21 protein-coding genes are annotated in these 25,842 nt (G+C 61.7%); 1 reads left to right on the plus strand and 20 read right to left on the minus strand.

What is annotated here, in order from left to right:
* Nucleotides 1-38: 38 nt before the first annotated feature.
* The 3 genes from AAIL66_RS11775 to AAIL66_RS11785 form a co-directional block, all read right to left on the minus strand.
* Entirely contained in the window at nucleotides 39-2,198 is a 2,160-nt protein-coding gene (locus tag AAIL66_RS11775; protein ID WP_343496815.1) for a 3-hydroxyacyl-CoA dehydrogenase NAD-binding domain-containing protein, read from the minus strand.
* Nucleotides 2,199-2,215: 17 nt separating this feature from the next.
* Nucleotides 2,216-3,421, minus strand: a complete 1,206-nt coding sequence (locus tag AAIL66_RS11780; RefSeq protein ID WP_343496816.1) for an acetyl-CoA C-acetyltransferase — start codon at nucleotides 3,419-3,421, stop codon at nucleotides 2,216-2,218.
* Nucleotides 3,422-3,707: 286 nt separating this feature from the next.
* The gene (locus AAIL66_RS11785) at nucleotides 3,708-4,451 is read right to left on the minus strand and encodes an SDR family oxidoreductase (RefSeq protein ID WP_034378320.1); all 744 of its coding nucleotides are present in this window, start codon (nucleotides 4,449-4,451) and stop codon (nucleotides 3,708-3,710) included.
* A 184-nt stretch (nucleotides 4,452-4,635) separates the two neighbouring features.
* On the opposite strand from AAIL66_RS11785, the gene AAIL66_RS11790 reads away from it, so the two are divergent.
* Nucleotides 4,636-5,769: a CaiB/BaiF CoA-transferase family protein gene (locus AAIL66_RS11790; RefSeq protein ID WP_059440856.1), complete on the plus strand. Its 1,134-nt coding sequence runs from the start codon at nucleotides 4,636-4,638 to the stop codon at nucleotides 5,767-5,769.
* A gap of 269 nt (nucleotides 5,770-6,038) precedes the next feature.
* Here the strand turns inward: AAIL66_RS11790 and AAIL66_RS11795 are convergent, their stop codons facing one another.
* From AAIL66_RS11795 to AAIL66_RS11875, 17 genes are all read right to left on the minus strand, one after another.
* Nucleotides 6,039-7,487: a sensor domain-containing diguanylate cyclase gene (locus AAIL66_RS11795; RefSeq protein WP_238585716.1), complete on the minus strand. Its 1,449-nt coding sequence runs from the start codon at nucleotides 7,485-7,487 to the stop codon at nucleotides 6,039-6,041.
* 626 nt (nucleotides 7,488-8,113) lie between these two features.
* On the minus strand, nucleotides 8,114-9,361 hold the full coding sequence (locus AAIL66_RS11800; protein WP_034360209.1) for a LuxR C-terminal-related transcriptional regulator: 1,248 nt from the start codon (nucleotides 9,359-9,361) through the stop codon (nucleotides 8,114-8,116).
* A 41-nt stretch (nucleotides 9,362-9,402) separates the two neighbouring features.
* Nucleotides 9,403-10,605, minus strand: a complete 1,203-nt coding sequence (locus tag AAIL66_RS11805) for an acetyl-CoA C-acyltransferase (RefSeq protein ID WP_034360206.1) — start codon at nucleotides 10,603-10,605, stop codon at nucleotides 9,403-9,405.
* Nucleotides 10,606-10,741: 136 nt separating this feature from the next.
* Nucleotides 10,742-11,227: a MaoC family dehydratase gene (locus AAIL66_RS11810; protein WP_034378318.1), complete on the minus strand. Its 486-nt coding sequence runs from the start codon at nucleotides 11,225-11,227 to the stop codon at nucleotides 10,742-10,744.
* A 2-nt stretch (nucleotides 11,228-11,229) separates the two neighbouring features.
* The gene (locus tag AAIL66_RS11815; RefSeq protein ID WP_034378317.1) at nucleotides 11,230-12,015 is read right to left on the minus strand and encodes an SDR family oxidoreductase; all 786 of its coding nucleotides are present in this window, start codon (nucleotides 12,013-12,015) and stop codon (nucleotides 11,230-11,232) included.
* Between the two features lie 216 nt (nucleotides 12,016-12,231).
* On the minus strand, nucleotides 12,232-13,410 hold the full coding sequence (locus tag AAIL66_RS11820; RefSeq protein WP_034378315.1) for an acyl-CoA dehydrogenase family protein: 1,179 nt from the start codon (nucleotides 13,408-13,410) through the stop codon (nucleotides 12,232-12,234).
* Nucleotides 13,407-14,546, minus strand: a complete 1,140-nt coding sequence (locus tag AAIL66_RS11825) for an acyl-CoA dehydrogenase family protein (protein WP_242609835.1) — start codon at nucleotides 14,544-14,546, stop codon at nucleotides 13,407-13,409. Before AAIL66_RS11825 ends, AAIL66_RS11820 begins: the two co-directional genes overlap by 4 nt.
* A gap of 68 nt (nucleotides 14,547-14,614) precedes the next feature.
* Nucleotides 14,615-15,490: an SDR family oxidoreductase gene (locus AAIL66_RS11830; RefSeq protein ID WP_034360188.1), complete on the minus strand. Its 876-nt coding sequence runs from the start codon at nucleotides 15,488-15,490 to the stop codon at nucleotides 14,615-14,617.
* 57 nt (nucleotides 15,491-15,547) lie between these two features.
* The gene (locus tag AAIL66_RS11835; protein WP_080746042.1) at nucleotides 15,548-17,137 is read right to left on the minus strand and encodes an amidase; all 1,590 of its coding nucleotides are present in this window, start codon (nucleotides 17,135-17,137) and stop codon (nucleotides 15,548-15,550) included.
* Nucleotides 17,138-18,703: an amidase gene (locus AAIL66_RS11840; RefSeq protein WP_034410347.1), complete on the minus strand. Its 1,566-nt coding sequence runs from the start codon at nucleotides 18,701-18,703 to the stop codon at nucleotides 17,138-17,140. It lies immediately after the preceding gene.
* 100 nt (nucleotides 18,704-18,803) lie between these two features.
* A complete protein-coding gene (locus AAIL66_RS11845) occupies nucleotides 18,804-19,958 on the minus strand; it encodes an acetyl-CoA C-acetyltransferase (protein ID WP_034360184.1) in 1,155 nt (384 codons plus the stop codon).
* Nucleotides 19,955-21,094, minus strand: a complete 1,140-nt coding sequence (locus AAIL66_RS11850) for an acyl-CoA dehydrogenase family protein (RefSeq protein WP_034410342.1) — start codon at nucleotides 21,092-21,094, stop codon at nucleotides 19,955-19,957. The genes AAIL66_RS11845 and AAIL66_RS11850 overlap by 4 nt, the downstream gene beginning before the upstream one ends.
* Nucleotides 21,095-21,111: 17 nt before the next feature.
* Nucleotides 21,112-22,266, minus strand: coding sequence for an acyl-CoA dehydrogenase family protein (locus AAIL66_RS11855; protein WP_034360180.1), 1,155 nt, complete (start codon nucleotides 22,264-22,266; stop codon nucleotides 21,112-21,114).
* A 28-nt stretch (nucleotides 22,267-22,294) separates the two neighbouring features.
* A complete protein-coding gene (locus AAIL66_RS11860) occupies nucleotides 22,295-23,053 on the minus strand; it encodes an enoyl-CoA hydratase family protein (protein ID WP_034360178.1) in 759 nt (252 codons plus the stop codon).
* A gap of 22 nt (nucleotides 23,054-23,075) precedes the next feature.
* The gene (locus tag AAIL66_RS11865) at nucleotides 23,076-24,164 is read right to left on the minus strand and encodes a nitronate monooxygenase (protein ID WP_034360176.1); all 1,089 of its coding nucleotides are present in this window, start codon (nucleotides 24,162-24,164) and stop codon (nucleotides 23,076-23,078) included.
* Nucleotides 24,161-25,063 carry an enoyl-CoA hydratase gene (locus AAIL66_RS11870; protein ID WP_034360173.1) on the minus strand — a complete coding sequence of 301 codons (903 nt, stop codon included), beginning with the start codon at nucleotides 25,061-25,063 and terminating at the stop codon, nucleotides 24,161-24,163. The genes AAIL66_RS11865 and AAIL66_RS11870 overlap by 4 nt, the downstream gene beginning before the upstream one ends.
* Before the next feature lies 1 nt (nucleotide 25,064).
* A complete protein-coding gene (locus AAIL66_RS11875) occupies nucleotides 25,065-25,835 on the minus strand; it encodes a ketoacid CoA transferase (protein ID WP_034360171.1) in 771 nt (256 codons plus the stop codon).
* Between the last annotated feature and the right edge of the window lie 7 nt (nucleotides 25,836-25,842).

A 25,842-nucleotide genomic window follows, 5' to 3' on the forward strand; every position in this document is an offset into this window, starting at 1 on the left:
AGCCCTGGCCCGCCCCTAACGGCACATTTGTGCTCTTGTCAGGCTCTTGCGCTCTTGCCGTAGAAGGTCTGGCCCCTGGCCGCCATATCGCGCAGCAGCTGAGGCGGGCGCAGTTGCTCGCCAAACAGATCTGCCAGGCGATCGGCCTCGGCCACGAACTGCGGCAGACCTATGCCGTCGATAAAGCAGAAGGGGCCGCCGGTATAGGCGGGAAAGCCCACTCCCAGAATCGAGCCGATGTCGCCATCGGCCGGCGCCAGCAGCACGCCTTCTTCCATGGCACGCGCTCCTTCGACGGCCTGCACATAGAGAATGCGCTGCCTGAGGTCGTGCGCGCTGGGCTGCAGGTCTTTCAGCGGGTAATGCTCGGCCAGGCCCGGCCAGATGCGCTTGCCGCTTTCATCGTAGTCATAGAAGCCCTTGCCCACCTTGCGGCCCAGACGGCCCAGCTCGAACAGCTTGCCGATCACCGGCACGGAGCGACCGGGCTTGTATTCCCCTGGGAACTCCCTGGCCTGGGATTCGCCCGCATGCTTGGACAGATCAATCGACAGCTCGTCGGTAATCGCCAGCGGCCCCACGGGCATGCCCGCATGCTTTGCACAGTTCTCTATCAATGCAGGGGCAATGCCTTCTGCCACCATGCCGATGGCGTCATCCACAAACGCGCCGATGAAGCGGCTGGTGAAAAAGCCGCGCTTGTCGTTGACGACAATGGGCGTCTTCTTGAGCTGAGCCACGAAATCCAGTGCCTGCGCCAGCGTGGCATCCGATGTCTGCTTGCCGCGAATGACTTCCACCAGCGGCATCTTGTCGGCCGGCGAGAAGAAGTGCAGGCCGATAAAGCGATCGGGCCTGTCGCTCGCCTGCGCCAGCAGGCTGATGGGCAGGGCCGAGGTGTTGCTGGCCAGCACGCAGCCAGGCGACAGCACGGTGTCCAGCTTACGGGTCACTTCAGCCTTGATGGCACGGTCTTCGAACACGGCTTCGACCACCATATCGGCATCTCGCAGCAACTCGTAATCAGTGCCGGGAGTGATGCGAGCGAGGATGGCATCGGCCTTCTCGCGGCTCTGGCGGCCCTTGTCCACCTGCTTGGCCAGTGTCTTCTCGGAGTACTGCTTGCCCTTGTCCGCAGCTGCCTGATCCCGGTCTATCAGCACCACCTGAATACCGCGCTGGGCGGCCACCAAGGCAATGCCCGCGCCCATCATGCCTGCGCCTATCAGACCCAGCTTGCGGCATTGGAAGGGCTCCAAGCCTGCAGGACGGTGCATACCTTTCTCGGCCTTGGCCTTGTTGACAAAGAGCGTGCGAATCATGCCGCGCGCCACGGGACTGCGCGACAGCGTGGCCATGTATTTGCTCTCGATGCGCAGGCCCTTGTCCATGGGCAGCTGGCAACCTTCGTAGATGCAGCTTTGAATGCACAGCGGCGCCGGCATATTGTGAAAGGTCCTGGCCTGCAGCATGGTGTTGCCCACCACGAAAGCCGGTGCCACGCGCGCATCCAGCGGGCCGCCACCGGGGATGCGAAAGCCTTTCACATCCCAGGGCTGCACCGCCGTGGGACTGGCCAGCAGCCAGGCCTTGGCAGCGCCGAGCAACTGCTCGGGAGCCACCACCTCGTCCACCAGTCCGGCCTCCCTGGCCTTCACGGCCTGCAGCTGCTTGCCCTCCATGAGAAAAGGCATGGCGGCCAGAATGCCGATCATGCGCGGCAGACGCTGGGTGCCGCCGGCACCGGGCAGCAAGCCCACTTGAGCCTCGGGCAGACCGACCATGACCGTGGGTGCATCGGCTGCAATGCGGTAGTGGCAGGCCAGGCAGATTTCATAGCCGCCGCCCAATGCCATGCCGTTGATTGCCGCCACCAGCGGCTTGCCCAGGGTCTCCAGTTTGCGCAGCAGCCTGGACAACGATGCGCAGGAGGCGAACAGTTCCTCGATGGGCATGTCCGCCATGGCGTCGATATTGGCCTCCATGCCCATCAGGTCGGCCCCCGCGACAAAGCTGTCCTTGCCCGAGGTGATGATGCCGCCGCGCACCCGGTCGTCGCCGTGCATGCGTGCGATACAGGCTTCCAGGCTGTCCATGAAAGCCTGGTCGATCACATTCATGGTCTTGCCGGGGTAATCCAGCGTCAGCGTGGCAATGCCGTCCTCATCTACGGCGTAGCGAATGATTTCCGTTGTCATGACTTGTGCTCCCTCACTCACACGCGTTCGATGATCATGGCCGAGCCCATGCCAGCAGCCACGCACAGACTGATCAGCGCCGTGCGCTTGCCAGTGCGCTCCAGCTCGTCCAGCACCGTGCCCAGAATCATGGCGCCGGTGGCCCCCAGCGGATGGCCCATCGCGATTGCTCCGCCGTTGACGTTCATGCGCTCATGGGGAATGTCCAGCTCCTCCATCATGGTCAGCACCACCGTGGCAAAGGCCTCGTTGAGTTCCCACAGATCAATGTCCGAAGCCTGCATTCGCGCCCTGGCCAAAGCCTTGCGTGCGGCATGGGCCGGGCCATCCAGCATCAAGGTCGGCTCGGAGCCGATGCTGGCAAAGGCGCGGATGCGGGCCCTGGGCTTCATGCCCTGCCTGGCGCCGGCCTCGGCCGTGCCGATCAGCACGGCAGCCGCACCGTCGACAATGCCCGAGCTGTTGCCTGCATGGTGATGATGGTGAATCTGCTCGACCTGCGGATAGCGCTGCAGCGCCACGCTGTCATAACCGTATTTCTGGCCCATCTCGGTGAAAGCGAGCTTGAGGGCGGCCAGCGAATCGGCGGTGGTCTCGGCTCGAATGGTCTCGTCCTTTTCCAGCAGCGTCATGCCCAGGAAGTCTTTGACGGGAACGACAGACTGGTCAAAGCGACCTTCCGTCCAGGCCTTGGCCGCGCGGCGGTGGCTTTCGGCCGAGTACTCGTCCAGATCACGGCGGCTGTGGCCGCGCAGCGATGCCAGCAAGTCTGCCGAGATGCCCTGCATCACGAAATAGGTCTTGCTGGCCAGCTGCGGGTCCTGCGCCCAGGCGCCGCCATCGGAGCCCATGGGTACGCGGGACATCATCTCCACGCCGGCGCCAATCGTCATGTCGGCCTGGCCGGCCATCACCTTGGCCGCGGCAAAGCTCACCGCCTCCAGGCCCGAGCCGCAGTAGCGATTGAGCTGCACGCCGGCCACGCTCTGCGCATAGTCGGCCTGCAGCACCGCCATGCGGCCCACATTGCCACCCTGCTCGCCCACGGGCACCACGCAGCCCATGATCACGTCGTCCACCACCGCCGTATCGAGCCGATTGCGCTCACGCAGCGCCACCAGCGGCTGCGCGGCCAGCCAGACCGGCGTCACCTCATGCAGTGCTCCATCCGGCTTGCCCTTGCCTCGGGGGGTTCGGACATGGTCGAAGATCAATGCCTCCATCTGCTTTCCTCAAATCACCAGGTTGTTATCGAGTTCTTTTTCAGATTGCCATACGGCTTTTGCCCAAACCTACCTGATTCGGACTAGGGGCAGACTATGAGAAAAACCGGCCGCAACCGCCCCTGGTGGCACATGGCTTGCACCGCCGGGCGCGAAAGCTGGTTTGCGCCGCCAGAATGCCCGCACCGGAGGCTCTGTCGCCTTCGCTGCCACAACTCGCGGTCCCATGAGTGACAAAAAAGCCTTCCGGCTTGCACCGGAAGGCTGTTGAGGACGGCTGCTGAACTCAGGCCACCAGACCACCGCCGTTGACCGGCAGCACCTGGCCGTTGACCCACTCAGCCTCGGTCGATGCCAGATAGCTCACGGCCGCACCCACATCCTGGGGCGATCCTGCCCGGCCCACGGACGTACCCTTTCTGGCAATCTTCTCCGAGCCTTCCCAGTTGTTCATGGTGCCCAGCGACAGAGCGTTGGCCGTCACCCCGTGCGGGCCCACTTCGCCCGAGAGATTGCGAATGAAGCCAATCGCGGCCGCCTTGGCTGCACCATAGGCGCACAGCCCCATGCCCGTGGCCGTGCGCGCCGCGTCGGAGTTGATGGCCACAATGCGCCCCCAGCCCTGCTCCTGCATGGAGGGCAGCAGAGCCTGGCAGGCATGCATCAACCCATGCAGATTGAGCTGCAGCCAGGCGTTCCATTCGGACTCGGGCGACTGCAGAAACGGCGTGTAGCCCCAGCCCTGGGCCGGGATACCGGCGTTGTGCACAAAGATATCGACCACACCGACCTCGTCCCGAATGCGCTGCACCATGGCAAAAATGGCGTCGCGATCCGTCAGATCCGCCGCCTGTGCCGATGCCTTCAATCCCGCTTCGCGCAGCTGACTTGCCGCACTCTCGGCGCGGTCCTGATGAAAGTCGTTCACCACCACATGCGCGCCCTGCGCGGCCAGCGCCTGCGCGATGCCGAACCCCATGCCGCGCCCGGCACCGCTGACCAGCGCCACTTTCCCATCCAGCCTGAACATGTATTGCTCTCCTTTTTTTATGGAATGTCCAGTGTTGGCCTGGCTTTCACCCCGGACATACTCCAAACGGACGGGTCCAAAACCGGCAGGATCCACAAGATAGAAAAGTCGCAGACAAAAACAGGAGACCGACTTGAGTACAGAACACCCTTTTCAAGGCCAGAGCCCGGGGCCTTTGAGCGGAATGCGCGTCATCGAATTTGCAGGCATAGGCCCTGCCCCCTTTGCCGGCATGATGCTGGCCGATATGGGTGCCGAAGTGATTCTCATCGAGCGCAGCGCAGACCATGCTGCGGCATCCCGCTACCCGCGCATGGCGCAGAACCGGGGCAAGAAATCCATCGCGCTGGACCTCAAGTCCGAGGGCGGACGCGCCGCCGCCTGGAAGCTGATCGAGTCTGCCGACGCGCTCATCGAGGGCTTCAGACCCGGCGTGATGGAGCGCCTAGGCTTCAGTCCCGAGGAAGTCGCCCGCCGCGCGCCGCGCCTGGTCTTTGGCCGCGTCACCGGCTGGGGGCAGACCGGCCCCCTGTCCCAGGCCGCAGGCCATGACATCAACTATGTGGCGCTGACGGGCGTGATGTCCACCTCCATGCGCCCCGGCCAAGCTCCCGTGCTGCCGCCCACCATCGTGGGCGATATGGCGGGCGGTGCCATGTTCTTGCTGTTCGGAATCATGTGCGCCATGCACGAGGCTCGTCAATCCGGCAGGGGCCAGGTGGTGGACGCAGCCATGATCGACGGAGTGAGCGCCATGAGTGGTCTGATGCACCAGATGCGCAGCGGCATGGGCTACTGGAAGGACGATCCCGCACAGAATCACTTTCTCAACACTTCACCCTTCTATGAAGTATTCGAGTGCGCAGATGGCAAGCACATCACCCTGGGCGCCATCGAGCCGCAGTTCTATGCCTTGCAGCTGCAAAAGCTGGGCCTGAGCGATGTGGACCCCAGGCGCCAGTACCAGAGCTCCGACTGGCCCGAAGTCAAGGCCCGCGTGGCCGAAATCGTGCGCAGGAAGACGCAGGCACAGTGGAGCGAAGAGCTCGAAGGCAGCGATGTCTGCTTTGCCCCGGTACTGAGCCTGGCCGAGGCACCCGCTCATCCACACAACGCCCAGCGCAATCTGTTCGTCGATCTGGAAGTGGACGGCAGTACCCAGCGCCAGCCCTCACCGGCCCCACGCTTTTCACGCACCCCAGCGCGCCGCCCCACACCGGGAACCAGGATCGGGCAGGACACCGATGCCGTGCTCGCATCCCTGGGCTATGCCAGGGCAGATATTGCGGCGCTGCGCGCCAGCAAGGCATGCGCCTGAGCAAGGCATGCGCCCGAGCAACTGCCTGAGACAGCCACTATCAAAATAAAAGCTGCCAGCACAATATATCAATGGAATTCAGATACTTTCAATGCTGCCATCTATTGATATCAAGCGCTTGCAGCTATTAGTTTTGTATGCAGTTCTCCTTGCCGGGCAAATGCCGTTGGCCGAGAACCGGGGTGCATGCTTCAACGCAAGGCAAGTCCGGTAGGCACCAGGCCCCTTGCGCCACGCCGGTAAGCCAGGCAAGGGTTTGCGGAGCACTATTATGAATACGCGCTTGACAAAGCGACCTTGTTACGGCCCGTCATCTTGGCGCTGTACAGCGCCTTGTCGGCCGAACGCAAAATCGTCGGCATATCCAGATCTCTTGCCGGCACCCAGGCAGCACAACCTATGCTGACCGTGACGCACCCGAATTCGCTTCCAGTGTGCGCAATGGCAAGCTGTGCGATCGCCGCACGAATATTCTCGGCAATGAGCGCCCCTCCATCCAGGGGCGTGTCGGGCAACACCACGATGAATTCCTCACCTCCATAGCGTGCCGCACTGTCTTCCGGGCGCCGAATATTATCGCCAATGCATTTCGCCACGGTCGCCAGAACAGCATCCCCGGCCTGATGCCCGTAAGTGTCGTTATAGGCCTTGAACCAATCGATATCCACGAACAACAGCGAAAAAGCGCTGTGATTCCTTTTTGCCCTGCGCCATTCGTGATCGATGATTTCATCGAGTTTGCGGCGGTTGCTCAAGCCAGTCAGGCCGTCGGTACGTGCCAGCATCGCCAATTCAGACTCTGCGCACATGCGGCGTTTGAGCTGCACTCCGAAAGCGAAGGACAGGCCAATGAAAGCCATGGTGAGCATCCCCATGACAGAGGTAATCAGCAAGGCTCTCTGTCGCCAGACCGCGTAAATATCGGAATGCGCCTTGGCCACCATGATGATGAATGGCAAGCTGGGCAGATTCTTGAAGTAATACGCCCGCTGGGCCCCATCAAGGTACGACGTATCCGAAAAACTGCCTTCGGGTGCCGACATGAACTGCTTGAACGTGCTTGCATTGCGGATATTGCGCCCGATGACCTTTGCATCGAAGGGCTGCCGCATCATCATGGCTCCGTCTTTCCTTATCAAGGCCAGCGATCCGTGTTTACCTAGCGAAAGCGCAGAAAACAGTTTCTGAAAGTACTCCAGCTGAACATCTATCAGCACAATGCCGGCAAAAGAGCCGTCCGCATGGGAAATCCGACGACTCAGAGGAATGCTCAGGGAGCCGCCATGCAGCGCGGATGAATAAGGGTCCCCCACGTAGAGCCCGATGCTTGGGCTTTCTTTGTGCACCTTGAAAAAGTCATGATCCGAGTAATGCCCATTCACCGAATTCTCGACCCCTGCATTGAGGGCAATTTTTCCGTCTGCGTCAAGAACCAGGATGGATCCCAGATAGGTCGCGGTCGCGGCCTTGTCGAACAAGGCCGCATTACGCAAATGCGGCGAGGCGGCCATCACCTCGGAGTCGTTGAGTCCATCGACCACGGCTTGCAACGACAGTGCATAGAGCTCGAAGTTCCGAACCACGTCATTTTCAGCAAGAAGGGCAACATTGCGTGATGTTTCTATCGCATGCTCCATTGCATCCAGCCGACTCTGATAGAGGACGACGGTACAGATCACTGTCATCGACAGCGCAATAATCCCACCCACCAAGAGCATTGCATAGGGCGCACCAGAAATGAAGTTGAAGTGATCAAGAGCAGGCTTGCGAAATAGTTTCATGTCGTTGCTGTATTTGAGCGAGCCGGTCACATTTCTTCTGTTTAGCCATGCAAGTGCTTTCTTCCGTAGGAACACCGGATACTCACCCTCGCGCACGTCATTCTGCCTTGGTTTCTCTAGTGAGGGGCGGGGGTTATCTTGCTCTGGAAGGCATTCGCACCGCGACCGCCAGCTTGTTTTCAAACGATTGAACTTGCGCGGATGAAATATATGAGAAGCAAGCCAGGGAGACCATGTGGCCATGCTGCGCGGACAAGCTGTGCGCAAGCAAACTCCAGGGCCTGGAGATTGATTTCGCCAAGGAATGCATGGACCACAATCGCTGGGCTTGCCTGCAACCGTAAAGTCATTTCTGCATAGGCGCCATTTCGGCCTGACCTGACCTGGCCTTCAATGAGTCGAGGCTGCTCCACGCCCGATCACAAGCGGCCTGAATCCGGGCCTCCCATCGACATGCTGTCGCGAGGAATTTTCCACGGTCAGGATTGAAAGCAGACTGCCCGGCTCTGCTCCATATACAAAAAAACGGGCCGAAGCCCGCTTTTTATTTCCACCAACCGTGGTCACTTGTTCCCCAGCCAGGCCACGCTGTTGAGGAAGATGCGCACCAGCTCGGTCTGACGGCGCACCCCCGTCTTGGAGAAGATGGAGCGCAGATGGGCTCGCGCCGTGTTGCGGCGGATGTTGAGCGCTTCGGCAGCCTCTTCAAGCGACAGGCCGTTGGCCAGTTGAATGGCCAGCGAAGTCTCGGCCGGCGTCAGCTGGAACAGCTGCTGAGCCAGCTTCACGGGAGGGTCGGCCTTGCCGCCGGTGTCGCGTACAAAGACGGCGACACTGGGACGCTGCTTGCCCTCGGTCCACTCGTCGGGAGAAATGCTTTGCACCACCACGCCCCAGTTGAGCTGGCCGGACTGCCGGCTGACCGACATGCCTTCGGTCATGGACAGGCGCGAGACCTGGGTATGCATGAGCGCATCCTTGATCAGGCGCTGCAGCTTGCGGTTGTCATTGGCGTAGTTGGCCTCCAGCATGCCGCCGGAGATCTTGAGACCGTCCTGCATGTCCAGAATGCTGGCCGCAGCGGGATTGCACTCCAGCACATTGCCGTTCTGATCGAGGATGACCACCCCCACCATCAGCTGGGCCGTGGCCTTGCTGTAGAGGGAGATGACCTGACGGTCCTGGTTCACCGAAAGATGCAGGTTCAGCGCGCGCTTGATATGCGGCAGCATCATGGCGCCAAAGGCACGCTCCTGCTTGTTGAAAGCCGGGGCACCTTCGGGCCGCGTGATGCGCAGACCATAGACGCAGCTGTCCTTGGTGACGATGTCGGCAGCCATCACGTGGAACACCTGCAACTGCTTGCACCAGTCGTTGTAGTAGCTTGAGGCGCGCCACTCGGACTCGGGCATCACATCCCCCACGGTCACGATACGATCGGTAGGCATGCTGCGAAACGGGCTCATGCTGATCTTGGGGCAGTTCGGCATCAGATCGCGGCGGTCGCCTGCGGCCGAGACGATCAGCCCCACATCATCGGCGGAGCCTGGGCGCACTATGAGCGAGGCGTAATTGCCTCCCAGTTGCAGACGCAGAGTCTCCAGAAAAGGCTTCCAGCCTTCCGGATCCATGGCAGCTTCATAGAGCTGACTGATCAGCGCACTGAACTGCTCGGCGCTCACGAAGGGTGCATCGGCCGATGCGCGCACGGGGGCCGGGGTGTCGAATATGGGCACATCCTTGATCACGCAAGCGATGGAGCTTGGCGTGTAGGTGGAAAAACCCATCTTGGCGAAAGCGCTGTCCATCATGTTCAACTCCTTGGTTGAAGGTTGGTTGCAGACAGATCGGATCAGCTCAACTCAAACAGGCCGGCAGCGCCCATGCCGCCGCCAATACACATGCTCACCACCACAAAACGCACGCCGCGGCGACGCCCCTCCAGCAGGGCGTGACCAACCAGACGTGCGCCCGACATGCCGAAGGGGTGGCCGATGGAGATCGCGCCGCCGTTGACGTTCAGGCGCTCATCGGGAATGCCCAGTTTGTCGCGGCTGTAGATCACCTGGCAGGCAAATGCCTCGTTGATTTCCCACAGGCCGATGTCGCCAACCGTCAGCCCATGCTGCTTGAGCAGCTTGGGGATGGCATAGACGGGGCCGATCCCCATTTCATCGGCACGGCAGCCTGCCACGGCCACGCCGCGATAGATGCCCAAAGGCGCGAGGCCGCGACTGCGGGCTTCGTCGGCACTCATCACCACACAGGCGCTGGCACCGTCAGACAGCTGGGATGCATTGCCGGCCGTGATGAACTGGCCTTGCTCCACCCACTGGCCGTTCTTCCATACAGGCTTGAGCTTGGCCAGACTCTCAAGCGTGGTGTCCGCACGGTTGCCCTCGTCGCGGGTCAGCGTGACTTCCTCGCTGCCGGTGACATTGCCTTCCTTGTCAAACAGCTGCTTGACCGTGGTCAGCGGCACGATTTCATCGTCGAACAGACCACGGGCCTGTGCGGCTGCCACGCGCTGCTGGCTGCGCAGCGAGTACTCGTCCTGGGCTTCACGACTGATGCCGTAACGCTGGCTGACCAGCTCGGCCGTCTCTATCATCTGGATGTAGGCTGTGGGCTCTGCGGCCAGCACCGCCTTCGATTGGGCCCGGTACGAGTTCTTGTACTTGTTCTGCACCAGGGAAATGGACTCCAGGCCGCCGGCCACAGCGATATTCATCTCGCCGGTCATGACACCCTTGGCAGCCGTGGCAATGCTCATCAGGCCCGATGCGCACATGCGATCGATCACCATTCCGCCCACGGATTCCGGCAGGCCGGCGGTGTAGCCGCACAGACGCCCCAGGTTGTAGCCCTGCGTGCCCTGCTGCGCGGCAATGCCCAAAATGACGTCATCCACATCCGCACCAGCCACGTTCGCCTTGTTGAGCGCCGCGCGAATGACGTGTCCGCCCAGCACCGGGGCTTCGGTGTCGTTGAAGGCACCACGGTAAGCCTTGCCTATGGGGGTACGTGCCGTCGAAACGATGACTGCGTCTTTCATGTCTTTGTCTCCTAACTTTCTTGTCGTCGCGCCCTGGGCAGCTTTTGCTGCCGTATCGAGGTCGGCTACTCTGTCGGCAGCTCATCCCTCTTCACAAAAAATGCAATCGCCCACCGAAGCAGGCGCTTGCACACACTCAATTTTCCTGGATAAAGAACAGCCTGCTGATGGTTTCAACCACACAGCCGGGTTTATCCTGATTCCTGACCTGTACGGTGATTCGGATCGTGACCTGTACGCCGTCTTCCCCGATAGGCGTCGCCGCCACCACCTCGCCGCTGCCACGCACGAAGCTGTTCACCAGCACCGGAGCCGGAAAACGCACCTTCTCGCAACCATAGTTGACGCCCATCTTCAGCCCCTGATAGCTGACCAACTGAGGTAAAAACAGATTGGCCAGAGACAGCGTCAGATATCCATGAGCCACGCAGGCGCCGAACGGGCCGTTCCTGGCCTGCTCGGGGTCCACATGAATCCATTGGTGATCGCCCGTGGCATCGGCAAACTGATTGATGCGCTCCTGCGTGATCTGCACCCATTCGGTCTCACCCAGCTGACGCCCCACCGATGCCTGCACCGAGGCTGCCGAGTCAAACAGCATCTTGCCTGCGACTGCATTCATGCTCAGGCCCTCTGCGAACTGACGGACACCACTTCACCCGTCATGTACGAGGAGTAGTCGCTGGCCAGGAAGATCATCACATTGGCTACTTCCCAGGGCTCGGCACCCCGACCAAAGGCTTCCTTTTCGGACAGCTTGGCCAGCAGCTCTTCAGAGGCGGACTTCTTGAGAAAGGCGTGGATGGCGATGGAAGGTGCCACGGCGTTGATGCGAATGCCGAATTCGGCCGCTTCCAGCGCCGAACAGCGTGTGAGGGCCATCACGCCCGCCTTGGCGGCCGCGTAGTGAGCCTGCTCGGTCTGAGCGCGCCAGCCCAGCACCGATGCGTTGTTGACGATCACACCCTTGCCGCGTGGCTGCATCAGCCTGAGCGCTGCGCGCGTCATGCGGAAGGTGCCGGTCAGCGTGATGTCGATGACCTTGCTCCACTCGTCATCGCCCATGTCGACGACCTTGCAACTGGTGCCCAGACCCGCGTTATTGATCAGCACATCGATACCGCCCATGGCGCTGTCGGCTTCGGAGATCAGCGCCTGAACCTGCTCTTCCTTGCTCACGTCGCAGAGCTTGCCAAAGACCTGGTGTAAACCCGTATCCTTTTTGATCTGCTCCACGGCTTCGGCCAGCCGACGCTCATGCACGTCGGAGATGAACAAGGCCTTGCAGCCCTCCTCTGCTGCCCGTTTTGCAGCTGAAAAGCCGATACCGGCGCCAGCAGCAGCGGTAACGAGCACAGTTTTGTCTTTGAGCAGGCCGTGGGGAGCAACGTAAGAGGGAGCGCTAGTCATTTGTCATTCAAAAGTAGTTGCCTCGATCTTCCGATCGCCGCTGCGCTGCAGCATCGTCACTTTGGACGATAGGTCATTCCCTAATGTCGCTGGGAGGACATTTCAAAGGAGAAAATGCTGCAAACCACCAGGGAGAACCCGCGGTTCACAGCATCTTCTTTGGAGCCACTCAGCGTATTCACCTACTCCAATGACCAAAGGAGCAGGCGCGCTCGATCAGCGCGGCATGCCCAGTGCACGTTCGGCCATGAGGTTCATCTGAATCTCGTTGGTGCCTGCGTAGATGGTGTCGGCACGGCTGACCAGCCATAGCTGCTGCAAAGCGCTGAACGCGGGATCCCTGAGCACCAGTTCGCCCTGCTCGCCCAGCACATCCATGGCCAGCTCGCCCAGATCACGGTGCCAGTTGGACCATGCGTATTTGGATACGGAAGCCACACGGAAGGGCGTGCTCTCATCGCTGGAGCGCAGCGCATGGGCGCGCAGAGTCTGCAGGCCCATATCGGCCTTGGCCAGGCGCTGACGGATCAGCGGATCGCGGGCAGCGCCATTGCGCTTGGCCAGGTCGATGATCAGGTCCAGCTCATAGCGGAAATGTGCCTGCTGGCCCAGAGTGGACGCACCGCGCTCGCAGCCCAGCAGATACATGGCGACCTTCCAGCCATCGCCCACGGGGCCCAGATGCAGCGCGCCTTCGGTGCGTGCGCCGTCAAAGAACACTTCGTTGAACTCCGAAGTGCCGGTGATCTGGCGAATCGGACGCACCTCCACGCCGGCCTGCTTGATGGGCACCAGCAGCAGCACCATGCCCGCATGGCGGGGGCTGGCAGTGCTCGCTCCGACCTCGTCGGTGCGAGCCAGCACAAACACCCATTCGGACTCATGAGCCCAGGAAGTCCAGACCTTCTGACCGTTGATCACCCACTCGCCCGTGACCGCATCACGATGGGCTTTGGTACGAATGCCCGCCAGGTCGGAGCCCGCACCGGGCTCGGAGTAGCCCTGAGCCCAATAGTCGGTACCGGCCAGAATGCCGGGCAGAAAACGCTGTTTCTGCTCTGGCGTGCCAAAAGCCATCAGCGTGGGGGCCAGCAGGGTCTCGCCGATATGACCGATGCGGCCGGGACCGCCGCAGCGCACATACTCCTCGTGGAAGATGACTTGCTGGGCCAGCGGGACGTTGCGGCCGCCGTACCGGGTCTCCCAGCCCAGGCCTGTCCAGCCGCCCTTGGCCAGCTCCTGCTCCCATTCCTTGGCCAGTTGCGCGTCATAACCTTCGGCACCCAGACCGCTGGCATGCTTGAGCGGGGCAAACCGCCCTGTCAGATGTTGCGCCATCCATTCACGCACTTCAGCGCGAAAGGCTTCATTGATTTCCGACTCCTGCATCTTCATGCTGCCTCCGTCACGCTCTCGTCCAACAAACGCGCAGCCACCAGCTCGCGCCACTGCTCCACCGTGCCCATGCGCTGGCTGGATGCCTGCGCGCGGCGGAAGAACAGATGCGGATCAAACTCCCAGGTGAATCCCACTCCGCCGTGCAACTGAATGCTTTCGCGCGTGGAAAAGAGAGCAGCCTCCGTTGCATCTGTGCGAGCTTGAGCCGCGAAGTAGCTCAGATCGCTTGTGACATCGGCGCTATCAGCTATGAAAGCTGCTGCATAGACAGCAGAACGAGCGGTCTCCACCTTCACCAGCATCTGCGCTGCCCGGTGCTTGACGCCCTGAAAACTGCCCACGGCCTTGCCGAACTGCTGACGCTCCTTCGTGTATTCCACGGCCAGATTCAGCGCGCGCTCGGCCACACCGACTTGTTCAGCCGCCAAACCGATGGCCGCCAGATTGCGGGTCTGCGCCCACAGGCTCCTGAGCGCCTCGCCATGCATCAGCACGGCAGCGCCAGTCAATCTCACATTAACGGCCATGACATCGGCACTGCTGCGTGTGGCGTCCACCGTAGTCAGCGCCTGCACGCTCAAACCTTCTTCCTTGGCGTGCACCTCCAGCAGGCCCAGCGAGCCGCAAGGCAGGGTAGCGGGCAGCAGGAACACATCGGCATGTGCTCCTGATCCCACCTGACTCCACTGGCCATTGAGCACCAGCGCATCGCCTTCGAGCTTCACGGTTGCGGCCGCGGGCAGCTCGCCACGCACCGTCATGCCCAGCACGCAGATCCGGCCCGAGGCCGCCAGGCGCTCCACCACACCCAGGCCCTGCCCGGTCTGGCTCAACGCTTGCCACAACGGCGTCACTGCGACGACAGCGTCAAAAAACGGCACGCAGGCCAGGTGATAACCCATCTGCTCCTGAAGCAGAACCAGCTCGCGCCAGCCCAGACCCATGCCACCTGCGGCTTCGGGCAGGGCCACGCTGCACCAGCCCATGTCCAGCACTTCCTGCCACAGGGCACGGTCCAGCCCGCCCTCGGTTTCAGAAACCTTGCGCACCTGCGCCGTGCTGCATTTTTCCTGCAGAAACACCGCGGCGCTCTCGGCGATCATTTTTTGTTCTTCGTTCAGACTTAAATCCATGATGGCTCGCGTCCTGAGTTCTTCATCGAATGGGAAGGCCGGGCCCATGCCCCGGCTGATTCTTCTGCTTAGGTCCCGTAGACCTTCTGAGGGGCCTTGCCCTCGGCGATCAGCTGATCGACCACACCTGACAGCTCGGCAGGCTCCCAGCGCGCCTGCTTGTCATTGATCTTGCCGGTGAACCAGCCGTCGGCCACGGACAGCTCGCCGCCCTTGGCTTCAAAGCAGCGGCCCGTCACATGCCTGGACTGCGCGCTGCCCAGCCAGACGACGATGGAGGCCACGTTCATGGGGTCCCAGACGTCGAAACCTGATTCGGGCTTCTTGACCATATCGGGCATGGCGCCTTCGGTCATGGAGGTGCGCGCAGCAGGTGCCAGACAGTTGGCGGTGATGCCGTAGCGCGCCAGCTCCGCGGCCTGCACCAGTGTCAGACCGGCGATGCCGGCCTTGGCTGCGGCATAGTTGCTCTGGCCTATGGAGCCTTGCAGGCCCGCGCCCGAGCTGGTGTTGATGATGCGTGCATCCACGTCCTTGCCGGCCTTCTTCTGATCGCGCCAGTAGCCGCCAAACACCTTGGCCATGCAGAAATGTCCGCGCAGATGCACGCGCATGACCATATCCCAGTCCTCTTCGGACAGGCTCAGGAACATGCGGTCGCGCAGCACGCCCGCGTTGTTGACGATGACCTGCACATCGCCAAAGGCGGCCAGTGCCGCATCGAGAATCGATTGCGCCCCGGCCACAGTGGTGATGTCACCGGTGTTGGCCAGCGCCTTGCCACCAGCAGCCTTGACTTCCTCGGCCACGGCCTGGGCGGCTTCGGCACGGATGTCGTTGATCACCACATTTGCACCTTCTTGCGCGAAAGCCAGCGCATAAGCGCGGCCCAGGCCACCGCCTGCACCGGTGATGACGACGGTTCTCTGGTTGCAAATACCCATTTCTTTCCCCTTTTGCTTGCAATGCAGACAACCTCATGGCCGTCTGCCTTTTTGAAATTACGCTTTAAAAACCGACAGATCAGGCTGACGATGTGCCCAGGGAACGGCTTGCTCCAGCTGCGCGGCGAGCGCCAACAGGCGCCCTTCGCGGCCGAACGGCGCAGCGAAGTGCGCGCCCACAGGCAAGTTGTCCCTGGTCCAGTGCATGGGCACAGACATGGCAGGCTGGCCTGTCATATTGAAAAGCGCGGTATAGGGCGAAGCCTTGACGGCTTCGCGCGCGAATGAGTCATAAGGCTGGTCCAGCGTCAGCACGCCCAACAGCGGTGGCGGCACGGCCATCACTGGGGTCAGAATCAGGTCGTACTTCAGAAAGAATCGGTCCAGAATCTGGCCGGCCGTATCGAAGTTGGTACGCGCCATCAGCATCTGCTCGGCGGTATAGGACTTGGCCTTTTCCAGATACAGCCAGTCCATCTGCTCTACCTCATCCTGGCGCACGGCGCGACCCAGCAGCTTTTCGCGGGCGCGGATGCTGGCCATCATGCCCACGGATGTCACCACGCCCAGGCCCGAGAACACCTCAGCCACAGGCAACTCCGGCATGTCCTCCACGATTTCATGTCCCAGCGCCAGGCAGGCCTTGATGGCCTTGTCCACCGCAGCCTGACAGTCCGCATGCACGGGAATGCCAAAGTAGTTCCTGGACCAGACGGCGATCCTGAGCTTCCTGGGTGCCTGCTTGAGGGCGTCCAGATAGCTGCCCTCCACGTCGCGCGGCGGCACGGTGCGCGAGCCCGGCTCGCGCCCCTGCGTCAGATCGAGCAGGTGAGCGCTGTCGCGCACGCTGCGACTGATGACATGGTTCATGGACAAGCCCATCCAGCCTTCCATATTGGCCGGACCGGCGGGCAGACGGCCGCGGCTGGGCTTGAGGCCAAACAGGCCGCAGTGCGAAGCGGGAATGCGAATGGAGCCGCCTCCATCGCTGGCATGGGCCACGGGCACAATGCCTGCGGCAACCACCGATGCCGCACCGCCCGAGGAACCGCCCGTCGTGTGGGCAGCATTCCATGGATTGGGCGACTTGCCGTAGAGCAAGGACTCGGTCGTGGGCGTCTGGCCGAACTCGGGCGATGCCGTCTTGCCAAAGATATTGAGACCGGCCGCCTTGTAGCGCGCCACCAGGGTGCTGTCATACTCTGCCACGGCCCCCTTGAAAAAGCGGCAGCCGTTGGTTGTGACCGTTCCCTTCAGATACTGGTTCAGATCCTTGAGCAGAAAGGGCACGCCCCACATGGGCGCCCTGGCTGTGGCTTCGGCACGTGCAGCGCTGCCCAGAGCCGACATCTGCCTGGCCTGATCACGTGCCAGATCGTAGTCCTTGATGACCACTGCATTGAGCTTGGGCAAGGCCTCCGTACGTGCAATCGCCGCTTCCAGCGCTTCCAGCGGCGTGATATCACCCCGGCGAATCTGTTCTGCCCAGGCGTAGCCATCCACCGCCGTCGCCTCATTTTTCTTCTGTGCAGCCATTGCCGGCATGGCTGTTGCTGCGGCCACGGCACCTGCGCCCTGAATAAAGCCACGACGATCCACACCTTGATTCACTGATTCCATGCTCTCCTCCTTCTTGTTGCTGGACATTCAAGCCTTGAGTGCGGACAGGTCCGGCACGCGATGTGCCCATGGCAAGGCTTGCTCCAGCTGCGCCGCCAGACGCAGCAAGCGGCCTTCGCCACCAAACGGTGCGACAAAGTGGGACCCCACAGGGAGGTAGTCTGCCGTCCAGTGCAGCGGCACGGACATGGCCGGATGACCGCTGATGTTGAACAGCGAGGTAAACGCGGAGGAATTCATGGCCTCGGCGGCATAGCTTTCATAAGGCTGATCGAGTCGCAGCGCGCCCAGTTTCTGTGCAGGCACCACGGTGGTGGGCGTCAGAATCAGGTCGTACCTGGACAGGAATGCATCGATCAATTGCCCCGCCTTGTCGAAGCCTGCGCGGCCGCGGTACAGATCCAGCGCCGAGGCCTTCTTCGCGGCCTGCAACGCAGCCCAGTTCAGCGGCTCCATCTCGTCTTCGCGCACAGCGCGGCCCAGCTGCTTCTCACGGTATTCAATGGCGCTGAGCAGACCTGCCGACATGCCTGCACCCATACCGCCAAAAATTTCGTTCACCGGCAGCTCCGGCATGGCCTCTTCAACAAAATGCCCCACGGCCTCGCAGGCCTTGGCCGCTTTGTCCACAGCCTCCAGGCATTCGGCATGCACGGGAATCCCGAAGTAGTTCTTGCGCCAGACGGCAATACGCAGCTTGCGCTCGGGCTGGTGCATCGCTTCAAGGTAGCCCCGAGAAACATCAGAGGGAGGTCGCACTCGCGAGCCGAACTCGGGCCCAGCACTCAAGTCCAGCAGCAAGGCAGTGTCGCGCACGCTGCGGCTGATGACGTGGTTCACCGACAAACCTGTTGCGCCATCCAGCGCTCCTGGCCCTGCAGGCACACGTCCACGACTGGGCTTGAGTCCGAACAGGCCGCAATGTGCGGCCGGTATGCGGATGGAGCCGCCACCATCGCTGGCATGACCCACGGGCAGAATGCCGGCCGCCACCACAGCTGCAGTCCCACCGGAAGAACCGCCCGTGGTATGTCCGGTGTTCCAGGGGTTGGGCGTGGCGCCGTAAAGCTTTGACTCCGTGGTAGTCGTCATGCCGAACTCGGGAGATGCCGTCTTGCCAAAGATGTTGAGACCCGCAGCCTTGTAGCGCATCACCAGCGTGGAGTCCTGCGAAGCGACAGCATCCTTGAAGAAGCGACAACCATTGCTGGTCACGGTTCCTGCCATGCTCAGACCCAGGTCCTTGAGCACAAACGGCAGACCCCACAGCGGAGCTTTGTCAGTCGCCTGTTTGCGTGCATCGCGGCCCATGGTCGAGAGCTTCTTGGCATGCTCGCGGGCCAGTTCGTAGTCTTTGATGACCACGGCATTGAGCTTGGGCAAGGCTTCAACGCGCGCAATGGCAGCATCAAGAGCCTCCAGCGGCGTGACATCGCCTTTGCGCATCTGCGCTGCCATGGTGATGGCATCGGCCTGCGCAACGGTCCTGGTGCCGACTTGAGCTTGCGCTGCTGGCAGACCCAGCGCTGCCGCCGTGGCAGTTGCTCCGGCCAGGAATGCTCTGCGATCTGAATCCGTCGCTTTGTCTTGCATGTCTTTGTCTCCGTTGATATTTTTGTGGATGACTTGCCAAGCTGCCAACACCGGATCTCCAACGCAATACAGGCACCCAGGGGTGCCTGCATGTCTGCCGTCAGAGTCTCTCGATGATGGTCACATTGGCCTGTCCTCCACCTTCGCACATGGTCTGCAAGCCGTAGCGCCCGCCGGTGCGCTCCAGCTCGTGCAGCAGCGTGGTCATGAGCTTGGCGCCTGAGGCTCCCAGTGGATGACCGAGCGCAATCGCACCACCGTTGACGTTGGTCCTGGCATGGTCGTAGCCGGTCTCCTTGAGCCACGCCATGACCACGGAAGCAAAGGCCTCGTTGATCTCGACCAGGTCGATGTCGGACATGGTCATGCCCGCCTTCTTGAGCGCATATTCCGTGGCTGGAATCGGCGCGGTCAGGTGCCAGATGGGGTCATCGGCGCGCACGCTCATATGGTGAATGCGGGCGCGTGGCTTGAGGTTGTAGCGCTTGAGCGCTGCTTCGGACACCACCAGCACGGCAGCCGCCGCATCGCAGGTGGAGCTTGAGACGGCTGCAGTGATGGAGGGATAGTCGGGGTCCACCGGCTCCAGCGTGGCCATCTTCTCCAGAGTCGAGAGGCGAGCCGTCTCATCCATCCTGAAAGCGCCAAAGGGGATGATTTCACGGTCGAAGCGGCCCTCGGCGATCGCATTCAAAGCGCGGTCGTGGCTTTCCTTGGCAAATACTTCCATGTCGGCACGACTCACGCCCCAGTGGTCGGCAATACGCTGGGCCGCGTAGAACTGATTGACGGGTGCGTTACCGAAACGCGCCTGCCAGCCTTTGCTCTCGGCGAACGGCGTAGTAAAGCCCAGGGGCTGACCGGCGAGCATGGCCGAGGAAATGGGAATGGCGGTCATGGTCTGCACGCCACCGGCCAGCACCACGTCCTGCGTGCCACTCATCACGGCCTGGGCCGCAAAATGAATGGCTTGCTGGGACGAGCCGCACTGGCGATCAATCGTGGTGCCTGGCACGTTCAAGGGCATGCCGGCTGCCAGCCAGGACGTCCGGGCAATGTCGCCAGCCAGAGAACCTATGGTGTCCACGCAGCCAAAGATCACGTCGTCGTAATCGGCTGCGGGAATGTCGTTGCGCTCGACCAGCGCTTTGATCACATGGGCGCCGAGATCGGCACCGTGCACAGTGGCAAGAGAGCCCTTGCGCTTTCCGGTAGGAGAGCGCAGCGCATCAACGATATAAGCCTGGGCGCTCATGCAGCCACCTCTTCCGCAACGTTCTTAATAGCATCTTGCGCAGAGCAGGAGGCACATGAATCGATTTCTCGATCAAAAGTCGATCCGGGGCCCACCGGGGCATTGGGACTGCGCAGCAAGCCCTGAGTCAGGCGGGCCGCGTGGTATGCCTTGTCGCCCCAGGCAGCGTCCAGCACCCAGGCGCGCTTCATGAACATCTGCAGATCGACTTCCCAGGTGTAGCCCATGGCGCCATGCACCTGCAGACTGTTGCGTGCCGCAAACCAGCTCGCTTCACTGCACTGGAGCTTGGCGTGCGAGATACGCACGGCCAGATCGGGTTCACCGTGCTGCAGCGCATAGAAGGCACGGTAGAGCACAGGTTTGGCAAACTCGATCTTGGTGACGATGTCCGACAGGTGGTGCTGCACGGCCTGAAAGCTGCCGATGACCTTGTCGAACTGCTTGCGCTGCGCTACATAGTCCACCGAGAGATCCAGCATGCGCTGAGCCTGGCCCAGCATCTGGGCAGCTGCGGCGATTGCACCGCGCTCGCCGGCAGTGTCCCAGACCTTCTGACCCTGAGTGCCGTCGAGCAAACGGGTGGCATCGGATGCCGTCCAGCGTACCCGTGACAGACGGCGCGAAGAGTCGATACTGCTCAGCGCCGTGATCTCGCACTGTGCAGGCCTGACCAGGTGCAGCTCCAGGCCGGTGGCCGTGGCATGGGGCAGCAACAGCACATCGGCCAATGCCGCGTCCGCCACATTGAGGTTGACGGGATGGCCCACGGCCACGCGGCAGCTGCCTTCGGCAATCCTGGACAGCCAGACACGGCTCTCATGTCCTTGCGGCAATGCACACAGCATGCCCACGGCCACATAGGCGGTGTCGCTCAGGGAATCGGGCAGAGCGTAATAGCCCACTTCCTGCAGCAGCAGTGCCCAGTCCACATCGGCCATGCCCATGCCGCCATCGGCTTCGGGAGCGGACAGGCCCATCAGGCCTTGTTCTGCAATCTTGGCCCACAACTCGGGGCTGCGACCGGTCGGAGTTTCCCAGATGTCGCGCAGCAGCTCGGGGGCTGCTTCGGTCATCAGAAAGCGGCTGATCGAGTCACGGAATGCGATTTGATCTTCGGTAAAGGTGAAGTCCATGGTTGTCTCCCTGCCGATCAGGATTTGGGCAGACCCAGCATGCGCTGAGCGATGATGTTGCGCTGGATCTCGTTACTGCCCGCGTAGATGGGACCTGCCTGCGAGAACAGGAAACCTTCCAGCCATTCGTTGGCCTCGACGTCATCGATGAGCTCGGCACGCGCGCCCAGAATGCGCATCGCGGTTTCGTGAATCATGATGTCCAGCTCGGACCAGACAATCTTGTTGGTGCTGGCTTCGGCGCCAATCTGTGCGCCCTTGTTCAGGCGGCCCACCGTGTGATAGGAAGACAGCGTGTATGCCTCCGCCCCCTGCCAGGCACGCAGCACGGCATCGCGAATGGAGTGATCGCGGTCGGCCTCGACCTGATTGCGCAGATACAGGTCCACCAGCTTCTGCGCACTGCGCTGATAGCGGGCGGGAGAGCGCAGCAGCAGGCCGCGCTCAAAGCCGGCCGTCGCCATCGCCACATGCCAGCCTTTGCCTTCTGCACCCAGCAGGTTCTCCACGGGTACTTCGACATCGTCGAAGAAGATTTCGGCAAAGTGCTCACGGCCATTGATGGCACGAATGGGACGCACGGTGATGCCGGGCGTATTCAAGGGCACCAGTATGTAGCTCAGACCATGATGGCGGCTTGATGTCGGATCACTGCGGAACAGGCCGAACACCCAGTCGGCAAAGATCGCACGGGTAGACCAGATTTTCTGACCGTTCAGAATGAACTTGTCACCCATGCGTGTGGCGCGGCTGCTGATGGCAGCCATGTCCGAGCCGGCGTTGGGCTCGGACCAACCCTGTGCCCACATATCGTCGCAGCGGGCCATACGGGGCAGAAAGCGGGCTTTCTGCTCGGGCGTGCCGAATTCCATCAGCGTGGAGCCCAGCAGCAGAATGCCGTTCTGGTTCACGCGGGATGGCGCATCGGCTGCCCAGTACTCTTCTTCAAAGATCAGCCATTCGGTCAGGTCGCAGCCGCTGCCGCCCAGGTCCTTGGGCCAGGTCACGGCGCTGTAGCCGGCGCTGGCCAGCTTGGCTTCCCACTGGCGGTGCTGCTCGAAACCCTCTCGAGTGTCATAGCTCTGCAGTCGTTCCTTGGGCACATTGTTCTTGAGCCATTCACGTACCTGGGCACGGAAGGTCTTCTGCGCTGGGGTGTATGTCAAATCCATGGTTGTCTCCTCTTCGCGCTAGTGATGCTCAGAATTTGGCGTCGCGCTTTTCCACAAAGGCGCTGCGCGTCTCGGCGGAATCTGGACTCATATAGGCTTGCAGGGTGAATCCCTGCTCCCAGCGGTATTTGTCTTCGAGATTGCCGTCTTCGATGCCGGTCAGCGCCTCCTTGGCGATGCGGATCATGGCGGGGCTCTTGGCGGCAATCTTGTTGGCGATCTCCATGGCGACGTCGCGCAGCTGCTCACGGGGAACAACACGCTCGATGGCACCCAGGCGCAGGGCTTCTGCCGCAGCGATCATCTCGCCCGTAAAGAACAGATAGCGAGTCTTCTGCACGCCGAACATGCGCTGCAGATGGGCGGCACCACCCATGGCTCCGCGGTCCACTTCAGGCAGGCCGAAAGTGGCGTCTTCCGCGGCGATCACGATGTCCGATGCCCCGCAGATACCGATGCCGCCGCCCAGCACAAAGCCGTGCACGGCGGTGATGACGGGTACCTTGTTCAGGTGCACGGCCTTGAACGTGGCGTAGTTGCCTGCGTTCACGTCGATGATGAGCTTGTCGTTGGTCGCCAGCTCCTTGATGTCCACACCCGCGCAGAAACCACGGTTTTCGGCACGGATGACGATCACGCGCACCTCGGGCCTGTCGCCCAGCGCCTGGATTTCCCGGGCCAGGCCATTCCAGCCGGCTGCATTCAAGGCATTCACGGGAGCACGGTCTATCACCAGCTCCGCCACGCCGTTGTCATGAATATTGGAGTGAAATTGTTGAGTGGACATATCCGGTCTCGTTGGCTTGTTGTTATGCGGGAGTCAATGCGTTCAATGCGTTGCGACGGTCCATGGCCTGGCGGACAATGCCGCCTATCACTTCCTCGCAGCTGTCGAGCCGGCCAATCAGCGCGGCCACCTGGCCGGCAGACATCACGCCCTCTGCGGGATTGCCATCGACCATGGAGCGCTGCAGCAACATGGGGGCGTTGGCAGCCATCACGGTCTGTGCGACGGAAGACGAGTCTTCGCGCATGGCCTTCATGAAGATGCTCAAGGCCTGGCCCGTGGTCATGCCGGTCTCGGCCTTCCACTGCAATGCCAGACCCAGGGCGATGCGCAAGCGCTTCATGGGGCTGGCTTTTTCGAGCATGGCCAGGTATTCGTTGGGAATCATGCGCTGGGGCATGCCATCGACCAGATGCGAGATGGAGATCTTTTCCGCATCCCTTGCAGCCAGATAGCGCTGCAGCGTGGCGGCGGGCACCTTGGAATCACTGGTCATCAGAAACCGCGTGCCCATGGCAATACCCGATGCGCCATAGGCCAGAGCAGCCAGCAGGCCACGGCCGTCATAAAAGCCGCCTGCGGCAATCACGGGCACCTCGACCGCATCCACTACCTGAGGCAGCAGCACCGTGGTGGGAACGCTGCCGGTATGGCCTCCCCCTTCACCGCCCTGCACAGTGATGGCATTGGCGCCCATCTCGATCGCCTTCTGGGCATGCTTCAGGGCTCCCACTGTGGGCATGCAGACGATGCCGGCATCGCGCAGACGGCCTATCACCTTCTTGTCCGGACCACGGCCGTAGCTCACCGCACGCAGACGGTACTTCACGGCCAGATCCAGCAGTTGCTGGGCATTGGGCTGAAACATGTGAAAGTTCAGCCCGAAAGGTTGGTCGTCGGTCTCGCGCTTGACACGCAGAATTTCGGCTTCGATCCTGTCGGCGGGAATGGTGGCGCCGGCCAGAAAGCCGAAGCCGCCGGCATTGGTAGTACCTATCACGAGATCAGCGCCCGCCACATAGCCCATGGCCGTCTGGATGACGGGGTAGCGGCACCCCAGCAGGTCGCAGATAGGAGTGCGCAGACTGCCCATATCGTTCATATTGCTCATGCCTTTGACTCTTCTTTATTGGCCTTTGCCATGGACCTGGCATCCTGGCCGCCCAGTTGTCCCATGCCCATCGCCTGACTGTGCGCGTGAGCAAAGTGGTGGTAGCCAAAAGCCATGTCCATGGTGGAACGCAGCCCCTGCAGCTCTTCAGCCTTGTTGACGACCATCTTGGTCAGTGCCAGGCCCAGACGCGGCTGAGCCGCCATGCGCTGGGCCATGGCATAGACCTGGTCCTCGAGCTCGGCACGCGGAACCACGCGGTTGACCATGCCCATCTGATAGGCGCGCTCTGCCGGCATGCGCTCGCCCAGCAGCAGGAACTCCTTGGCAATACGCGGATGCAGTTCGTGAGCGTGGGCGAAGTACTCCACACCGGGGATTCCCATGCGCACCACGGGATCCTGGAAAAACGCATCGTCGCTGGCCACGATCAGGTCGCAGACCCAGGCCAGCATCAGACCGCCCGCCACGCATGCCCCCTGCACCATGGCAATCATGGGTTTGGGGATCTCGCGCCAGCGTCGGCACATGCCCAGGTAGACCTCCTGCTCGCGGGCAAACAGCTGCTCGCCGCCGGGCTTGTTGGTGTGATCCCACCACAGGTGTGCACGGTCAAAGGACTTGTTGATGTCTCGGCCGGGCGTGCCGATATCGTGACCCGCACTGAAGTGCTTGCCTTCGCCGCGCAGCACGATGACCTTGACGCTATCGTCATCGGTCGCCTTGCGGAATGCAGCATCCAGCGCATAGGTCATCTGCGAGTTCTGCACGTTGTTGAACGTGGGCCGATTCATGGTGACCGTGGCAATGCCGTTGTCCACGCTGTAGAGAACGGGCTCGTCCGTTTCATAGACGGCTTTGTCCTCGCGTGTCACAAATTCGCTGGATGCATCATCCATATCAGACTCCCATGGCCGTAGCGCGCAGATTGTGCGGATCGAGCTGAGCCAGCAAGGCCAGTTGCTCGGGCGTGGGATCAGGTGTCACTCCCACGTTCTCGGGAACATGGATCGGAAAGCCCGTGGCCTCCTTGACCTGCACCGCCGTCACGCCGGGATGCAGCGACACCAGGCGCACTTGATGACTGGGTCCGCCAAAGTCCATCACACACAGATTGGTGAAGATGAAGCGAATGTCGGTGGTCTCCTCCAGCGTCCAGCCCTTGGCCAGACGCGCAGGGTTGTAGCCCACGCTGCCCACGGCATCGACCTCACCCGGGACAAACACCTTGGTGCTGTGGTTGGGCACAAAGAAGGAATTCGCGTGGTTGATCGAATTGCCGGGGAAGCCGCGCACCCCCAGCATCATGGACTTGGGACGAGCGTAGTCGCTGCCCACCATGGAGATATTGCCCTGACCGAAGCGGTCCACCTGCACGGGGCCCACCATGGCGTGGCGCTTGCCTCCCCAGACGTTGTCGAAGATGCGCGAAAAACCCATCCAGCTTTCACGCTTGATCTTGTATTCACCTCGTGGACCTACGGGCACGGGCTCATTGACCACCCAGGCTTCGGAGTCCGTCATCATCAGATCGGTGTTGATGGAACGCATGCACAGCGAAGCCGCCAGACGTGGCACCAGGCCAATGCCGGTGGCCAACACCTCGCCGTCGTTTTCCCAGGCACGTGCCGCGGCGCAGATGACGCGATCTACCAATGCAATTTCACTCATCTCTGTG

The organism is Comamonas sp. F1-6 (assembly GCF_039581415.1).
Taxonomy (GTDB): Bacteria; Pseudomonadota; Gammaproteobacteria; order Burkholderiales; family Burkholderiaceae_C; genus Comamonas; species Comamonas thiooxydans.

Excerpts from the sequence above, each read along its gene's own strand:
- AAIL66_RS11835 (WP_080746042.1), bottom strand. The coding sequence starts at position 17,137 with ATGTCCAGCAACAAGAAGGAGGAGAGCATGGAATCAGTGAATCAAGGT.
- AAIL66_RS11825 (WP_242609835.1), bottom strand. The coding sequence starts at position 14,546 with ATGGATTTAAGTCTGAACGAAGAACAAAAAATGATCGCCGAGAGCGCC.
- AAIL66_RS11775 (WP_343496815.1), bottom strand. The coding sequence starts at position 2,198 with ATGACAACGGAAATCATTCGCTACGCCGTAGATGAGGACGGCATTGCC.
- AAIL66_RS11820 (WP_034378315.1), bottom strand. The coding sequence starts at position 13,410 with ATGAAGATGCAGGAGTCGGAAATCAATGAAGCCTTTCGCGCTGAAGTG.
- AAIL66_RS11780 (WP_343496816.1), bottom strand. The coding sequence starts at position 3,421 with ATGGAGGCATTGATCTTCGACCATGTCCGAACCCCCCGAGGCAAGGGC.
- AAIL66_RS11810 (WP_034378318.1), bottom strand. The coding sequence starts at position 11,227 with ATGAATGCAGTCGCAGGCAAGATGCTGTTTGACTCGGCAGCCTCGGTG.
- AAIL66_RS11795 (WP_238585716.1), bottom strand. The coding sequence starts at position 7,487 with ATGCTCTTGGTGGGTGGGATTATTGCGCTGTCGATGACAGTGATCTGT.
- AAIL66_RS11865 (WP_034360176.1), bottom strand. The coding sequence starts at position 24,164 with ATGAGCAATATGAACGATATGGGCAGTCTGCGCACTCCTATCTGCGAC.
- AAIL66_RS11805 (WP_034360206.1), bottom strand. The coding sequence starts at position 10,605 with ATGAAAGACGCAGTCATCGTTTCGACGGCACGTACCCCCATAGGCAAG.
- AAIL66_RS11860 (WP_034360178.1), bottom strand. The coding sequence starts at position 23,053 with ATGTCCACTCAACAATTTCACTCCAATATTCATGACAACGGCGTGGCG.
- AAIL66_RS11840 (WP_034410347.1), bottom strand. The coding sequence starts at position 18,703 with ATGCAAGACAAAGCGACGGATTCAGATCGCAGAGCATTCCTGGCCGGA.
- AAIL66_RS11815 (WP_034378317.1), bottom strand. The coding sequence starts at position 12,015 with ATGACTAGCGCTCCCTCTTACGTTGCTCCCCACGGCCTGCTCAAAGAC.
- AAIL66_RS11800 (WP_034360209.1), bottom strand. The coding sequence starts at position 9,361 with ATGATGGACAGCGCTTTCGCCAAGATGGGTTTTTCCACCTACACGCCA.
- AAIL66_RS11855 (WP_034360180.1), bottom strand. The coding sequence starts at position 22,266 with ATGGATTTGACATACACCCCAGCGCAGAAGACCTTCCGTGCCCAGGTA.
- AAIL66_RS11830 (WP_034360188.1), bottom strand. The coding sequence starts at position 15,490 with ATGGGTATTTGCAACCAGAGAACCGTCGTCATCACCGGTGCAGGCGGT.
- AAIL66_RS11875 (WP_034360171.1), bottom strand. The coding sequence starts at position 25,835 with ATGAGTGAAATTGCATTGGTAGATCGCGTCATCTGCGCCGCGGCACGT.
- AAIL66_RS11790 (WP_059440856.1), top strand. The coding sequence starts at position 4,636 with ATGCGCGTCATCGAATTTGCAGGCATAGGCCCTGCCCCCTTTGCCGGC.
- AAIL66_RS11850 (WP_034410342.1), bottom strand. The coding sequence starts at position 21,094 with ATGGACTTCACCTTTACCGAAGATCAAATCGCATTCCGTGACTCGATC.
- AAIL66_RS11870 (WP_034360173.1), bottom strand. The coding sequence starts at position 25,063 with ATGGATGATGCATCCAGCGAATTTGTGACACGCGAGGACAAAGCCGTC.
- AAIL66_RS11785 (WP_034378320.1), bottom strand. The coding sequence starts at position 4,451 with ATGTTCAGGCTGGATGGGAAAGTGGCGCTGGTCAGCGGTGCCGGGCGC.
- AAIL66_RS11845 (WP_034360184.1), bottom strand. The coding sequence starts at position 19,958 with ATGAGCGCCCAGGCTTATATCGTTGATGCGCTGCGCTCTCCTACCGGA.